Source organism: Bradyrhizobium diazoefficiens, assembly GCF_016612535.1.
Lineage (GTDB): Bacteria > Pseudomonadota > Alphaproteobacteria > Rhizobiales > Xanthobacteraceae > Bradyrhizobium > Bradyrhizobium diazoefficiens_C.
This window is the reverse complement of record NZ_JAENXS010000002.1, coordinates 1,863,893-1,878,241: the sequence shown is the minus strand read 5'-3', so window position 1 is coordinate 1,878,241 and position 14,349 is coordinate 1,863,893. Positions and strand designations below refer to the sequence as shown.

The following is a 14,349-nucleotide window of genomic DNA, read 5'->3' as shown; positions in this document are numbered from 1 at the left end:
GCCTGCGGGGGAGGGTTGGGGAGAGGGTGTCTCCGCCGGCGAGAACCCGCAAGAGGAGAAAGCCCTCACCCGGCACTTCGTGCCGACCTCTCCCGCATGCGGGAGAGGTGCACCGCGCCCGTGGCGAAACCTCGCTTACCAACTTCGTTAGGCCGTAACACCATGGCGCCGCGCCTGAAGCTGCGAGACATCGCGTTCTTCGAACGACCCGTGCAGTTCGCCCGGCCGTTCCGCTTTGGCGCGATTACCATCAACGCGACGCCGCAGTTGTTCGTGCGGGTGGAGATCGAGGTCGAGGGCAGGGGAATCGCCGTCGGCGCCAGCGCCGAGCTGCTGGTGCCGAAATGGTTCGACAAGCGGCCGGAGCTGTCGCCGGCGCAGACGGTCGATGGCTTGCGCCGCTCGCTGGGGATTGCGCGCGGGCTCTATCTTGCGCGGACCGGATTTCTGACGGCGTTCGATCTGCATGCCTTGTGCATCGGCGCGCAGGTCGCAACCTGTGCGAAAAAGAACATTCCGGCGCTTGCCGCGGCTTACGGCCCGGCGGAGATCGACAAGGCCATCCTCGACGCACTGCTGCGCGCCGCCGAGACCAATTTCTTCGACGGAATGGCCGGGAACATCGCCGGGATCGATGCGCGGCTGTCGCCCGACCTGAAAGAAGCGGATATCGCGACGTTCCTCTCCGGCCGCAAGCCGCTGGCGCGTGTTGCGATCAGGCATACCGTCGGCCTCGACGACCGCGTCGAAGGCGAGGGCGGCGTTGCCGATGCGCGCGAGAACGCTGGTGCGAATTACTTCAAATTGAAGCTGTCTGGCGATCCCGCGGCGGATGCGATGCGGTTGACGCGCATCGGCAAGGAACTCGATACGCTGGGGCGCGATTACAAAGTGACGCTCGACGCCAACGAGCAATACGCGGATCTGACCCCGCTGCAGGCGCTGATCGACCGGCTCGATCGCGAGCCCGCGTTGCGGTCGATCGCTTCGCGCCTGCTCTACATCGAACAGCCGATGCCGCGTGATATCACCCGGCAATCGCCGCTCGGATCGCTCGCCGCACGCGGCTTCATCATGGACGAGGCCGATGATTCCTACGACGCTTTCCCCGCGGCGCGCGCACTCGGCTATCACGGCATTTCGTCGAAATCCTGCAAGGGACTCTACAAGTCTATCGTCAACGCGACGCGCGCGGCGAAGTGGAGCACAGGCGGCGACAAGTTTTTCGTCACGGGCGAGGACCTGACCTGCCAGGCTGGCCTTGCCGTGCAGCAGGATCTCGCGCTCGGCGCCTTCATCGGCGTCACCCACGCCGAACGCAACGGCCATCACTATGTCGACGGCTTCGGCGAGACCCCCGCCGCCGAAGCGCAGGCTTTCGCGGCCGCGCATCCCGACCTCTATGCCGATGCCGGCCAAGGCATCCGGCTCTCCATTCATAACGGCGATCTTCTCACGGGATCGCTTCACACAGCAGGCTTTGCGACGTCGGTCCATCCGGACTGGTCGGCGCTCCGCCCGCTCGAACAGTCAAAACCACTTAAGGAGCAATTGGCATGACCACCCAACGCCTCGGCCTCATCATGAACGGCGTCACCGGGCGCATGGGGCTCAACCAGCATCTGATCCGCTCGATCGTCGCGATCCGCGACCAGGGCGGCGTCCGCTTGAACAACGGCGACCGCATCATGCCCGATCCGATCCTGGTCGGGCGCAGCGCCGAGAAGGTCGAGGGGCTTGCCAAGCGCTACAATATCACGCGCTGGACCACCGACCTCGACGCCGCGCTCGCCGACAACAACGACACCATGTTCTTCGACGCCGCAACCACGCAGGCGCGACCGGGACTTCTGACCCAGGCCATCAATGCCGGCAAGCATGTCTATTGCGAGAAGCCGATCGCGACGAATTTTGAAGAAGCCTTCGAGGTCGTCAAGCTCGCCAACGCCAAAGGCGTCAAGCACGGCACGGTGCAGGACAAGCTGTTCCTGCCCGGGTTGAAGAAGATCGCCTTCCTGCGCGATTCCGGCTTCTTCGGCCGTATCCTCTCGGTGCGCGGCGAGTTCGGTTATTGGGTGTTCGAGGGCGGCTGGCAGGAGGCGCAGCGGCCGTCCTGGAATTACCGCGACGAGGACGGCGGTGGCATCATTCTCGATATGGTCTGCCACTGGCGCTACGTGCTCGACAATCTCTTCGGCAACGTCCAGAGCGTGGTCTGCATCGGCAACACCGACATCGCCGAGCGGTTCGACGAGCAGGGCAAGAAGTACAAGGCGACCGCGGACGATTCCGCCTACGCGACCTTCCAGCTCGAGGGCGGCGTCATCGCCCATATCAACATGTCCTGGGTCACCCGCGTCTACCGTGATGACCTCGTGACGTTCCAGGTCGATGGCACCCACGGCTCGGCGGTCGCGGGCCTCACCGACTGCATGATCCAGGCGCGGCAGGCGACACCTCGGCCGGTGTGGAATCCGGACGAGAAGCGGCTGCATGATTTCTACGGCGACTGGCAAAAGTTGCCCGACAACGTCACCTACGACAATGGTTTCAAGGAGCAGTGGGAGATGTTCATCCGCCACGTCTACGAGGATGCGCCCTACAAGTTCACCCTGCTCGAAGGCGTCAAGGGCGTGCAGCTCGCCGAATGCGCGCTGAAGAGCTGGAAGGAGCGACGCTGGATCGACGTCGCCCCGATCAAGGCCTGAGGAGGGACATATGAACAAGCCCGTCCTGCCCAAGCCTGCTTCTTCAATGTCGTCCTTGTCGCTCAAGCTGCCGAAGGCCGACCGGTCGATCGAGACCTACCGGCTCGCCGCCTCGCGCACCTTTCCCGCAAAACTCGAGGGCACGCTGAATCGCATCGCGTTCTCGGCCGTGCACACGGTGGTCGATCCCTTCGCAGATAACGATCCCTGGCTCTCCGTCGCCGTCGACTGGGACAAGACCATCGCCTTCCGCGAGCATGTCTGGGACCTCGGCCTCGGCGTCGCCGAAGCCATGGACACCGCACAGCGCGGCATGGGGCTGGACTGGCCGACCTCGCTGGAGCTGATTACGCGTTCGGTATCTGCTGCCAAACGGCGCAATGCGCTGGTGTTCTCCGGCGCCGGCACCGATCACCTCGCAGTCGAGGATGCCAAGAGCCTCGACGACGTGATTCGCGCTTATGAAGAGCAGCTCGCCGCCGTCGAGAAGATCGGCGGCCGCATCATCCTGATGGCGTCGCGCGCGCTGGCCAAGCTCGGCCGCAACGCGGACGACTACGCCAAGGTCTACGATCGGGTACTGTCGCAGGTTCGCGAGCCCGTGATCATCCATTGGCTCGGCGACATGTTCGATCCTGCGCTGACGGGATATTGGGGCACCAAAGATCTCGACAAGGCGATGGACATTGCGGTGGCCATCATCAACGGCAACGCGGCCAAGGTCGATGGCGTCAAGGTGTCGTTGCTCGACAAGCAGCGCGAGATCGACATGCGCAGGCGCCTGGATAAACGCATCAAGATGTACACCGGCGATGACTTCAACTATGCCGAGCTGATCGCCGGCGACGAACAGGGCTTTTCGCACGCGCTGCTCGGCATCTTCGATGCGATCGCGCCGGCGGCGTCCTACGCGCTGTCGCGGTTGGCGGCCGGTGACGAGGCCGGCTTCCACGACGTGCTGGGGCCGACGGTGCCGCTGTCGCGCCACATCTTCAAGGCGCCGACGCGATTCTATAAGACGGGCGTGGTGTTCATGGCGTATCTCAATGGCCACCAGGACCATTTCACCATGGTCGGCGGGCAGGAGAGCGCACGCTCGATGCTGCATCTGGCCGAGCTGTTCCGGCTGGCCGATCAGGCCGGCCTGCTCGCCAATCCTGAACTGGCGACGCGGCGGATGAAGACCGTGCTGGCTTCGCACGGACTGGAAGACTGATGCGCGATTTCTCGTCCGACCACAGCTGGCTCTCGCTGAACACGGCAACCGTCCGCAAGCAGGGGGATCTCGCCGAGATCATCGATGCCTGTGCGAAGCACGGCATCCGCGCCATCGATCCTTGGCGCGACCAGGTCGCGGCCGTTGGGCTCGACCGCGCCGTGCGCGCGGTGCGCGACGCCGGCCTCGATCTCTCCGGCTATTGCCGTGGCGGCATGTTCACTTCCGATGCATCGCGCCGCACCGAAGTGCGCGACGACAACCGCCGCAGCGTCGACGAAGCCAAGGCGCTGGGCGCGCCCTGCATCGTCCTGGTCGTCGGCGGTCTGCCGCAATATTCGCGGCCGGGCAGTGAGGCCTCGAAGGACATCGTGGCGGCCCGCGGGCAGGTCGAGGAAGCACTGGCCGAAATGCTCGATTACGCCAAACAGGCAAAGCTGCCGCTGGCGATCGAACCCCTGCATCCAGCTTACGCGGCCGACCGCGCCTGCGTGAACACCACAAAACAGGCGCTCGACATTTGCGACCGGCTCGATCCTCATCGGACCGGCATGCTCGGCGTCGCGCTCGACGTCTATCACATCTGGTGGGACCCGGAGCTGATGGGCCAGATCGCGCGCGCAGGCCAAGATCGCCTGCTTGCATTCCATGTCTGCGACTGGCTGGTGCCAACCAAAGACATCCTCAACGACCGCGGCATGATGGGCGACGGCGTCATCGACATCAAATCCGCGCGCGCCGCAGTCGAGGCGCAGGGCTATGCTGGCTTTTCTGAAATCGAGATCTTCTCGAATGACTGGTGGAACAAGCCCATGGACGAGGTGCTCCGCACCTGCATCGCGCGGCACAAGACCGTGGTGTAGCCGTCCGGGCGAGGATTGCGCGCGCGTCGCGGATTCGATCGATGTGTCAGACGGTTCGGCGGATCGAGCGAGGGTTTTCCACCGACCCGCGTTCTACTGTGCATGGGGTTGTTTTCATCATTTTTGTTGGCAGGGCGCGTCACGAATCCTGATCGCGGTGTTCGATTTCGAGCGTGACCAGTCGCGCCAGCAGCGTCGCCGGAAAGAGCTGACCGAAAATGGCTTCCATGTTGCACAAGCTGCGCGCAACGGGGTGCAGCGGCGCGACGTCGCCATATCCGGTCGTGGTCATGGTTGCGAAGCTGAAATAGATGACCTCGCTGGCGAGCCTGGGACTGTCTTCCACCTTCATGCTGACGAAGGCGTCCGGATCCAGCGAGCCGATGAAGGTGTAGAGTGCCGCGAAGATCACGGCGACCGTCAGATACAGCAGCACCGCGCCGATGACGCGGTGATAGGTTACGCGTCCCGGCGCGAAGGTCTGGCGCGCCACCGCCCAGGCCATCGTCGTTCCCACGATGAACCACGAGCCCGCGAACAGATTGAGGTCGAGGATCGACGGCGATCTGATCCGCAGGATCGCGCCGGTCACGATCATGCCGAGCGCAACCAGCATCGCGACGACCGCGATGGGGCTGCCGGAAATCACGAAGATGCCGCAGACCAGCAGCAGCGCCAGCACGAGCTCGGAAACCTGGAATGCAAAAAGCCCAAGCGCCTGCAACGGCGAGACTACGAACATCATGATCATCAGCAGCCCTGTCAGCACCGTCAGGGCAGGATCGGCCCAGCGTTCGCGCAATTGATCAATGTTCATGACGCCTCAGCCGATCGAGCAGGGCACGCTCAGGAAGCCGCGGAACCGGACGCGGCCGCCGCGCACTGGTTCGCCACTCACGGCATAGTCCGGGAAGCGGGCCAGGAAGCGCGAGATCGCAATCGCGCCTTCGAGCCGTGCCAGCGCCATGCCGGCGCATTGATGTGCGCCAGTGGCGAAGGCGAGATGCCGGTTCGGCGTACGCGCGACGTCGAAGCGTTCGGGGTCGGGAAATTGCGCGGGATCGCGATTGGCCGCACCGATACACAGCGTGATCGACGTGCCCGCTTCGAGTGTGACGCCACCAAGCTCGACGGGCTCCGTCGTCATGCGGTTGCCGAGCTGGTTCGAGCTTTCGTAGCGAAGGATCTCTTCGACGGCGGTCTTGATCATGTCTGGATTGTCGATCAGCCGCTGCTTCTGGTCCGGGTTTCGGTCGAGCGCGACGAGGCCGTTGCCGATCAGATTGGTGGTGGTCTCGTGGCCGGCATTGAGCAGGAAGATGCAATTGTGCAGCAGCTCCTTTTCGGTCAGGCGTTCGCCGTTGTCTTCGCCCTGGATCAGGCGCGTCAGCACGTCCCGTTCGGGATTGCCGGGCTTTCGGCGCCGGCGGGTTACCAGCGTATCGAGATAGGCAAGGAAATCCGTCACCGCCTTGTTGCCGCGCGCGGCGACTTCGGTCGATACGACCGGCTCGAGCGCGCCAAGGATCGCCAGCGACCACTCGCGCAATGGCGCGCGTTCGTCATGGGGCACGTCGAGCAGATTGCCGATCACCTCGATGGGGATGGAGGCCGCGAAGTCCTCGATCAGCTCGCACTGTCCCTTGGCGGCGATGGCGTCGAGCAGGCCATCGACCAGCCTGATCAGGTCGCCCTCCATCCCAGCGATCGCGCGCGGCGACAGCGCGCCCATGATCAGGCGCCGCACGCGGGTGTGCGCCGGCGGATCGTTGAATACGAGGCTGGTGGTGTGGTGCTCGTAGAGCGGGGTATCGCCGTATTTCGGCGCGAACTCGCGTTTCTTGTCCGAGCTGAAGGATTTGGTGTTCTTGTAGGTGGTGACGAGGTCGTCGTAGCGGGTCAGCAACATTGTGCCGCTCGGCAGGCGCTTGACCGGTTCGTTCTCCCGCAGTGCACGATAAGTCGGGTAGGGGTCGTCGTAGAATTCGCTCGTCAGCTTCGCCAGGTCGAAATTGGCCGCCAATTCTTTCGCATCTGCGTTCATGCGCCATACTCACCGGTTGAGACCGATATGCCGTTTTCGCTCTTTCGAGCCGTGCTGATCACCGTCTACAGTCTCGCCGTGATTTGCTAGCCGACCGGACAGGAAAATGCACGCCCGCGCTGACGCTTCCGACACGGCCCCGAACTGGCCCGACGATATTTTCGCGACATTGCAACGCTTCGACGTCCGGCAGGTGCCTTACGTGCCCGATGCCGGCCATTCGAAGCTGATCCAGCGCGTGCTGGATTCTTCCACGATGCGCGGCATTCCGCTGACGACCGAGGAAGAGGGCGTGGCGCTGCTGGCCGGCGCCTGGACCGGCGGCCAGCGCGGTGTGCTGCTGATGCAATCCAGCGGCGTCGGCAATTGCATCAACATGCTGTCGCTGATTCCGATCCTGCGCTTTCCGTTCCTCACCCTCGTGACCATGCGCGGCGAGTGGGGCGAGTTCAATCCGTGGCAGGTGCCGATGGGCTCGACCACGCAGGGCGTGTTCGAGCTCTACGGCGTCAAGGTGCTGCGCGCCTCGAATGCAGCCGAGGTGCCGGCCGTATTGGAGGCGGCCGCGGCGCAAGCCTACAACGCGCTCACACCCACCGCCGTCCTGCTGTCGCAGCGCCTGATCGGCGCCAAGGTTTTTACCAAATGAGCAAGGCCAATCTCCTCGATCGCCGCCAGGTGGTGTCCGCGCTGCTTGCGAACCGGAAGGACGTGGTTGCGATCGGCGGCCTCGGCGCCTCCACCAACGACATCACCGCCGCGGGCGATCATGCCCGCAACTTCTATCTCTGGGGCGGCATGGGCGGCGCTGCGATGATCGGACTGGGCCTGGCGCTGGCGCAGCCAAAATTGCCGGTGCTGGTCATCACCGGGGACGGCGAAATGCTGATGGGCATGGGGAGCCTTGCCACCATCGGCCTGCAGAAGCCGTCCAACCTCTCGATCGCAGTGCTCGACAACGAGGCCTATGGCGAGACCGGCGGCCAGACCAGCCACACCTCCGCGGCCGCCGACCTCGTCGGCGTCGCCAAGGCCTGCGGCATCGCCGACAGCCGGGCGATCTCGACCATGGCCGAGGTTGAAGCCTTCGCCAGAGCGCTCCACGACCTTTCGGCGGGACCGCGATTTGCCAATGTGAAGATCGACAGCGCCAACGTCGCGCGGATTTTGCCGAGCCGGGATGGGACTTACATCGTCAACCGGATCCGCGGCGATCTCGGCTTCCAGCCGATCTAGAACCCATGAAGGTTGCATTGCACCATTCTGCTTGACTTTGGCGTGGGTGAGTGCTTACTCACTCGCATGAGCTCACTGAGAATGACGAGCGACCTGAGGCGTCAATTGATCCTCGGTGCCGCAAAACGCTGTTTCGCCCGACACGGCTATACCGGCACCACAACCAAGAGCGTGGCGGCCGCCGCTGCCATTTCCGAGGCGCTGCTGTTCAAGCATTTTCCGTCCAAGGCGGCGCTCTACGCCGAAATCCTCAGCGACGAATGCGAGGCGGACCCTGCGTTGATGGAGCTGCTCGAGCGGGAGCCTTCGACGGCTACTCTGGTCGAACTGATCCGCGGCATGGTCCAGCACTTCCTGCTGATCGCAGACGGTCTCGACCAGGAGGAGGCCCAACGCCTGCGACTGACGGTCACGAGCCAGTTGGATGACGGCGAATTCGGCCGTCTGCTGTATGCCAAGATCGAGAATCTGATCGGGGCGATCTTCGTCGCCTCGCTGGAGCGGGCGGTCACGGCCGGTGACGCGCGGCCTTGCGGCATCGAGCCGCTCAACCTGTTCTGGTTTGCGCATCATACGGTGATGACGGCTGCGCTGGCCAGGTTGCCGGCCACGCCCTGCCTCGTCTACGGCAAGGCGAACGACCTGGAGCGGCAGCTGTGTGAGTTTCTCTTGAGGGGTATCGGACTTAACGACGCCGCAATTGCCTCGCATTTGGGCCACGATCAGGCCGCTTGTGCCGGCCAGACGGCGATTGCAGAAAGCGCATGACAATGAACATCGTGACCGAACACAAGATTTCGGGCGAACCGATCGACAACAAGGCTCCCAAGCGCCCGGTCCGGCCGGTGCTCTGGTTCATCATCGTCGGCACGCTGCTGGGCGCGCTCGTCGGTGGCCTGGTCTGGTTCAACTATTTCCGCGGCCAGATGATCAAGCAGTTCTTCGCCAACAACAAGCCGCCGCCGACCTCGGTCAGCGCAGCCGAGGCGAAGTCCGAGGTGGTGCCGAACCTGCTGACCGCAGTCGGCAGCCTGGTCGCCGTACATCAGGTCGACGTCAGCGCAGACGTCAACGGCCGTGTCACCGAGATCAAGTTCGAGCCGGGTTCGCATGTCGACGCCGGCACGCCGCTGGTGCAACTGTTCGACGCGCCGGATCAGGGCGACCTCGCCAATTACAAGGCGCAGGCGACCGTCGCACAGCTTTCGCTCGATCGCGCCAAGCAACTGGCCGCGCGCCAGTTCGGCCCGCAAGCGACCGTCGATACTGCACAAGCCGCCTATGACCAGGCCATGGCCGGCATCGCCAAGACCGAGGCGCTGATCTCGCAGAAGCTGGTGCGTGCGCCGTTCGCCGGCGATCTCGGCGTCCGCAAGGTCGAGCTCGGCCAGTATCTGACGGCCGGCACGGCGATCGTGTCGCTGACCGATCTGTCGGAGCTGTGGGCGAATTTCACCGTGACGGAAAAGGACTCCGGCAACCTCAAGGTCGGCCAGCCCGTCCGGCTGAAGGTCGACGCCTATCCGGGCCGCACCTTCGACGGCAAGATTACCACGATCGAGCCGCAGATCGCGACCGACACCCGCAACATTCGCGTGCAGGCGACAGTCGCCAATCCGGAGAAGATCCTGAAGCCCGGCATGTTCGTGACCACCACGGTGGTGCTGCCGGACAAGCCGGCCGTGATCACCGTGCCGGAGACGGCGGTCGATTATACGCTGTACGGCGACTCCGTGTTCGTGATCACCGAAAAGAAAGGCGAGGACGGCAAGACCAGCCTGAGCGCGGTTCGCACCTTCGTGCAGACCGGCAACCGGGTCGATGGTCGTGCTGAAATCGTCAAGGGCCTGAAGCCGGGCGACAAGGTCGTCGCCGTCGGCCAGCTCAAGCTGCAATCGGGTGCGGCGGTGTCGATTTCGACCGACCCGGCTCCGCAGATCCCGGCGCAGCCGCCGCGTTACTGACGATGCGCTCGCATGATCCGGCACGGCCGGATCATGCCTCATAAGCCCAAGAAATCGAGATCGAATCGAGATCGCCGCGATGCGCTTTACTGATATTTTCATCAAACGCCCGGTCCTGTCGATCGTCGTCAGCCTGCTGATCCTTCTGATCGGCCTGCGCGCGGCGACGACGCTGCCGATCCGGCAATATCCAAAGCTGTCGAACACGGTCATCAACATCACGACCGTCTATCCCGGCGCATCGGCCGACCTGATCCAGGGCTTCATCACCACGCCGATCGAGCAGGCGGTCGCCTCCGCCGAGGGCGTCGACTACATCACCTCGTCCTCGGTGCTCGGCACCTCGACGATCCAGGTCTACATCAAGCTGAACTTCGATCCCAATCAGGCACTCACCGAGGTGCTCGCGAAGACCAACTCGGTCAAATATCTGATCCCGAAGGAATCCAACGACCCGATCGTCACCAAGACCACGGGCCAGACCACGGCCGTGATGTATCTTGGCTTCTCCTCGGACGAGCTGTCGGGCTCGGCGATCTCCGACTATCTCACGCGCGTGGTACAGCCCGTGCTGTCAACGGTCGACGGCGTGGCGTCCGCCGACATCCTGGGCGGCCAGACCTTTGCGATGCGGCTGTGGCTTGACCCGATGAAGATGGCCGGCCGCAACGTCTCGCCGGCAGATGTCTCCGCGGCGATCGCCGCGAATAATTTCCAATCCGCGGCGGGCCAGACCAAGGGCTATCTGATCGTCTCGAACATATCGACAAACACCGGGCTGACCGACGTCAACCAGTTCAAGAAGATGATCGTCAAGGCCAAGGACGGCGGCTTCGTGCGGATGGAGGACATCGCCACCGTCGAGCTTGCCGCGCAGAGCACGGATGCGAGCGTCGCGTTCAATGGCGAGCATGCGATCTTCATCGGCGTGCAGGCGACCCCGCAGGGCAACCCGCTGACCCTGGTGAAGGGCGTGCGCGCGCTGTTCCCCGAGCTCGAGCGCAATTTGCCGCCGTCGATGAAGATGAAGGTCGCCTACGATTCGACCAAGTTCATTCAGTCGTCGATCGACGAGGTCGAGAAGACGCTGGGCGAGGCCGTGATCATCGTCATCGTGGTGATCTTCCTGTTCCTGGCGTCGTTCCGCTCCGTCATCATTCCGGTCGTCACGATCCCGCTGTCGATGATCGGCGTCTGCACGCTGATGCTGATGTTGGGCTTCAGCTTCAACCTGCTGACGCTGCTGGCGATGGTGCTCGCGATCGGGCTTGTGGTCGACGATGCCATCGTGGTGGTGGAGAACATCCATCGGCATCTGGAAGAAGGGAAGACACCGGTGCAGTCTGCACTGGAAGGCGCGCGCGAAATCGTCGGCCCGGTCGTCTCGATGACGATCACGCTGGCCGCCGTGTATGCCCCGATCGGCTTCCTCGGCGGACTGACCGGCTCGCTGTTCCGCGAATTCGCCTTCACGTTGGCGGGTTCGGTGATCGTGTCGGGCGTGATCGCGCTGACGCTGTCGCCGATGATGTGCTCGGTGCTGCTGAGGAACACGGAAGAAGGCCGGTTCGCAAAGCTGGTGAACAGGGTGTTTGGCGCCGTCACGCGATGGTACGGCCGACGGCTCGACCGCTCGCTCGACTACAAGGCCATCACCGGCCTGTTCGCGGTGACGATCCTCGGGCTCGTGGGCTTCCTCTACATGCACACCTCGAAGGAGCTCGCACCCGAGGAAGACCAGGGCATCGTGTTCGCGGTGACCAAGGCACCGAAATACGCCAACATCGACTATGTCGACTTCTATGGTGAGAAGCTCGACAAGGAATTCCAGAAGTTCCCCGAAACCGATCTGCGCTTCGTGCTGAACGGCATCAACGGCCCGCAGGGCGGGATTGCCGGCATGTTGCTGAAGCCGTGGGACGAACGCAAGCGTTCCTCGATCAAGCTGAAGCCGCTGGTCCAGGCCGAGCTCTCCAAGATCGAGGGTGTTCAGGCCTTTGCATTCAACCTGCCGCCGCTGCCGGGTGGCCCCGGCGGCCTGCCGGTGCAGATGGTGATCAACTCCACCGCCGGGTTCCAGACGGTCTATGAGCAGATGGAGAAGCTGAAGGACGCCGCGCGCAAGAGCGGCATGTTCATCGTCTCCGACAGCGATCTTGCTTACAACCAGCCGAACGTGGAGGTGACGATCGACCGCACCAAGGCCCAGGACCTCGGCGTCAACATGCAAAATCTCGGCAGCACGCTGGCGATCCTGCTCGGCGGCAACTACACCAACCGCTTCAATCTCGAGGGCCGTTCCTATCAGGTCATCCCGCAGGTGCCGCGCGGCAAGCGGCTCTCGCCGGAATCGCTGGGCGGCTATTACGTGACCACCAACACTGGCCAGCAGCTCCCGCTGTCGACGGTGGTCTCGATCAAGACCAAGACCGCTCCGAACTCGCTGACGCACTACAATCAGCTCAATTCGGCGACGTTCTCGGCCGTGCCGATGCCCGGCGTGACGGTCGGTGCGGCGGTCGACTTCCTCGAAAGCGAGGCGAAGAAGCTGCCGCAGGGCTTCAGCCATGACTACCTGGCCGACTCCCGACAGTATGTGCAGGAAGGCAATCAGCTCGCGATCACCTTCGGCTTCGCGTTGATCATCATCTTCCTGGTGCTGGCGGCCCAGTTCGAGAGCTTGCGCGATCCGCTGGTGATCATGATCTCGGTGCCGATGGCGATCGTGGGCGCGTTGATCCCGCTGTTCTTCGGCGTCGCCACCATGAACATCTACACCCAGGTCGGTCTGCTCACCCTGGTCGGCCTGATCACCAAGCACGGCATCCTGATGGTGGAGTTCGCCAACGAGCTTCAGGTCAACGAACGGCTCGACCGCCGCTCGGCCATCGAAATGTCCGCGCGCATCCGCCTCCGGCCGATCCTGATGACGACGGCCGCGATGGTGACCGGCCTGATCCCGCTGCTGACCGCGTCCGGCGCCGGTGCGGCCAGCCGCTTCTCGATCGGTCTCGTGGTCGTCGCCGGCATGTCGATCGGCACGCTGTTCACGCTGTTCGTGCTGCCTGCCGTCTATGTCGTGCTGGCGAGCGACCATCGCGCGGCGGCCGATTCCGAGCGGAACAAGCAGGTCAACGAGCTCGACGTCGGCGCCAAGGCGCTACGCCCGACCTGACCAAGGTTCAATTTGCGTACGAAAGCGGCAACAGCCTTCGCTGTTGCCGCTTTTTTTTGGTGCGCAACATCCCGTATGATGATGGCTGGAGCGCGGAGCGTGGGTGCCTGTGGCAGGTCGTCGGATGAAGAGACGCGAATTTCTGGCAGTGCTTGGCGGGGCGGCGCTGGCGCGGCCGGGCGTGGCGTCGGCCGATACGCCAGGCCGCATCTATCGCCTTGGAACGGTGGCGCCGATTGCGCCGGTGACGGCGGAGAGCCGGGGCGGCAAGATCCTGATTAAGGTGCTTGAACAGCGTGGATTCAAGCTCGGCCAGAACTTGACCTTCGAGGCGCGGGGCGCGCTTGGCGACGTCGCAATGCTGCCTGCGCTGATCGCGGAGCTCAAGGCCAGGAACGTCGATGTCATCGTCATCATTGGTTATCCGACGGCGATGGCTGCCAAGGCAGCCGGCATAGCCACCGTCGCGGCCAGCGGCGTCGGTGATCCCGTCGAAACCAGGCTGATCGAAAGCCTGGCGCATCCGGGCGGCAAGATCACCGGGATTTCGGACGTCGCAGCGACGCTGAGTGCCAAGCGGCTGTCGCTGCTCAAGGAGGTATCGCCGAAGCTGACCAAGGTCGCGATGCTCTGGAACAAGGACGACCTCGGCATGACCATGCGTTACCAGGCGTCCGCGAAGGCGGCCCAGGCGCTCGGCCTGACCGTGCAGGCGTTAGGTGTCCGCGAACCCGACGATTTCAACGAAGCTTTTTCAGCGATGAATGACGATTTGCCCGACGGCATCCTGATGGTGGCGGACGCGCTGACCATTCTCAATCGCGCGCGCGTGTTCGAGTTCGCTGCCGTCCGAAGGCTGCCGGCGATCTACGAATTCGACCAGTTTGCCCGCGACGGCGGCCTGATGTCCTATGGTGCCGACTCCTCGGAATCCTTCGAGCGGGCGGCGGCCCTGGTCGCCCGCATCTTCAACGGGGCCAACCCCGGCGATTTGCCGTTCGAGCTGCCGACCCGCTATCCCCTTGTGATCAATCTCAAGACGGCCAAGGCGACCGGACTTGAAATTCCGCCCACCTTGCTGGCACTTGCCGACGAAGTCATCGAATAACCTTGTGCGCTGCAGCGAGAGACAAGGTCCGGCCT

At 63.7% G+C, this 14,349-nt stretch carries 12 protein-coding genes; 10 read left to right on the top strand and 2 right to left on the bottom strand.

Translation table 11 applies throughout. The features are described from left to right. Nucleotides 1-162 precede the first annotated feature (162 nt). From JJE66_RS25715 to JJE66_RS25700, 4 genes are read left to right on the top strand one after another with little or no spacing between them, the layout of a single operon-like run. Nucleotides 163-1,560, top strand: a complete 1,398-nt coding sequence (locus JJE66_RS25715) for a hypothetical protein (RefSeq protein ID WP_200517257.1) — start codon at nt 163-165, stop codon at nt 1,558-1,560. Next, on the top strand, nt 1,557-2,708 hold the full coding sequence (locus JJE66_RS25710) for a Gfo/Idh/MocA family protein (RefSeq protein ID WP_200517256.1): 1,152 nt from the start codon (nt 1,557-1,559) through the stop codon (nt 2,706-2,708). The genes JJE66_RS25715 and JJE66_RS25710 overlap by 4 nt, the downstream gene beginning before the upstream one ends. A gap of 10 nt (nt 2,709-2,718) precedes the next feature. Then, entirely contained in the window at nt 2,719-3,924 is a 1,206-nt protein-coding gene (locus JJE66_RS25705) for a dihydrodipicolinate synthase family protein (protein WP_200517255.1), read from the top strand. Then, nucleotides 3,924-4,787: a sugar phosphate isomerase/epimerase gene (locus tag JJE66_RS25700; RefSeq protein WP_200517254.1), complete on the top strand. Its 864-nt coding sequence runs from the start codon at nt 3,924-3,926 to the stop codon at nt 4,785-4,787. Before JJE66_RS25705 ends, JJE66_RS25700 begins: the two co-directional genes overlap by 1 nt. Before the next feature lie 139 nt (nt 4,788-4,926). Here JJE66_RS25700 and JJE66_RS25695 read toward each other — a convergent pair whose 3' ends face one another. Further along, nucleotides 4,927-5,604 carry a potassium channel family protein gene (locus tag JJE66_RS25695; protein WP_200517253.1) on the bottom strand — a complete coding sequence of 226 codons (678 nt, stop codon included), beginning with the start codon at nt 5,602-5,604 and terminating at the stop codon, nt 4,927-4,929. Between the two features lie 6 nt (nt 5,605-5,610). Next, a complete protein-coding gene (locus JJE66_RS25690) occupies nt 5,611-6,831 on the bottom strand; it encodes a cytochrome P450 (RefSeq protein WP_200517252.1) in 1,221 nt (406 codons plus the stop codon). 106 nt (nt 6,832-6,937) lie between these two features. Here JJE66_RS25690 and JJE66_RS25685 point away from each other — a divergent pair, with 106 nt between their 5' ends. From JJE66_RS25685 to JJE66_RS25660, 6 genes are all read left to right on the top strand, one after another. Next, a complete protein-coding gene (locus tag JJE66_RS25685) occupies nt 6,938-7,480 on the top strand; it encodes a phosphonopyruvate decarboxylase (protein ID WP_200517251.1) in 543 nt (180 codons plus the stop codon). Beyond that, complete coding sequence (locus tag JJE66_RS25680; protein ID WP_200517250.1) at nt 7,477-8,067, top strand: thiamine pyrophosphate-dependent enzyme; 591 nt, start codon at nt 7,477-7,479, stop codon at nt 8,065-8,067. Before JJE66_RS25685 ends, JJE66_RS25680 begins: the two co-directional genes overlap by 4 nt. Before the next feature lie 66 nt (nt 8,068-8,133). Continuing rightward, nucleotides 8,134-8,835: a TetR/AcrR family transcriptional regulator gene (locus JJE66_RS25675; protein WP_200518770.1), complete on the top strand. Its 702-nt coding sequence runs from the start codon at nt 8,134-8,136 to the stop codon at nt 8,833-8,835. 2 nt (nt 8,836-8,837) lie between these two features. After that, nucleotides 8,838-10,031, top strand: a complete 1,194-nt coding sequence (locus JJE66_RS25670; protein ID WP_200518769.1) for an efflux RND transporter periplasmic adaptor subunit — start codon at nt 8,838-8,840, stop codon at nt 10,029-10,031. Between the two features lie 79 nt (nt 10,032-10,110). Beyond that, entirely contained in the window at nt 10,111-13,206 is a 3,096-nt protein-coding gene (locus tag JJE66_RS25665) for a MexW/MexI family multidrug efflux RND transporter permease subunit (RefSeq protein WP_200517249.1), read from the top strand. A 124-nt stretch (nt 13,207-13,330) separates the two neighbouring features. Next, nucleotides 13,331-14,314 (top strand): ABC transporter substrate-binding protein, encoded by a 984-nt coding sequence (locus JJE66_RS25660; RefSeq protein ID WP_200517248.1) that lies wholly within the window; start codon nt 13,331-13,333, stop codon nt 14,312-14,314. The last annotated feature ends 35 nt before the right edge of the window (nt 14,315-14,349 follow it).

Excerpts from the sequence above, each read along its gene's own strand:
- JJE66_RS25715 (WP_200517257.1), top strand. The coding sequence starts at position 163 with ATGGCGCCGCGCCTGAAGCTGCGAGACATCGCGTTCTTCGAACGACCC.
- JJE66_RS25710 (WP_200517256.1), top strand. The coding sequence starts at position 1,557 with ATGACCACCCAACGCCTCGGCCTCATCATGAACGGCGTCACCGGGCGC.
- JJE66_RS25705 (WP_200517255.1), top strand. The coding sequence starts at position 2,719 with ATGAACAAGCCCGTCCTGCCCAAGCCTGCTTCTTCAATGTCGTCCTTG.
- JJE66_RS25700 (WP_200517254.1), top strand. The coding sequence starts at position 3,924 with ATGCGCGATTTCTCGTCCGACCACAGCTGGCTCTCGCTGAACACGGCA.
- JJE66_RS25695 (WP_200517253.1), bottom strand. The coding sequence starts at position 5,604 with ATGAACATTGATCAATTGCGCGAACGCTGGGCCGATCCTGCCCTGACG.
- JJE66_RS25690 (WP_200517252.1), bottom strand. The coding sequence starts at position 6,831 with ATGAACGCAGATGCGAAAGAATTGGCGGCCAATTTCGACCTGGCGAAG.
- JJE66_RS25685 (WP_200517251.1), top strand. The coding sequence starts at position 6,938 with ATGCACGCCCGCGCTGACGCTTCCGACACGGCCCCGAACTGGCCCGAC.
- JJE66_RS25680 (WP_200517250.1), top strand. The coding sequence starts at position 7,477 with ATGAGCAAGGCCAATCTCCTCGATCGCCGCCAGGTGGTGTCCGCGCTG.
- JJE66_RS25675 (WP_200518770.1), top strand. The coding sequence starts at position 8,134 with ATGAGCTCACTGAGAATGACGAGCGACCTGAGGCGTCAATTGATCCTC.
- JJE66_RS25670 (WP_200518769.1), top strand. The coding sequence starts at position 8,838 with ATGAACATCGTGACCGAACACAAGATTTCGGGCGAACCGATCGACAAC.
- JJE66_RS25665 (WP_200517249.1), top strand. The coding sequence starts at position 10,111 with ATGCGCTTTACTGATATTTTCATCAAACGCCCGGTCCTGTCGATCGTC.
- JJE66_RS25660 (WP_200517248.1), top strand. The coding sequence starts at position 13,331 with ATGAAGAGACGCGAATTTCTGGCAGTGCTTGGCGGGGCGGCGCTGGCG.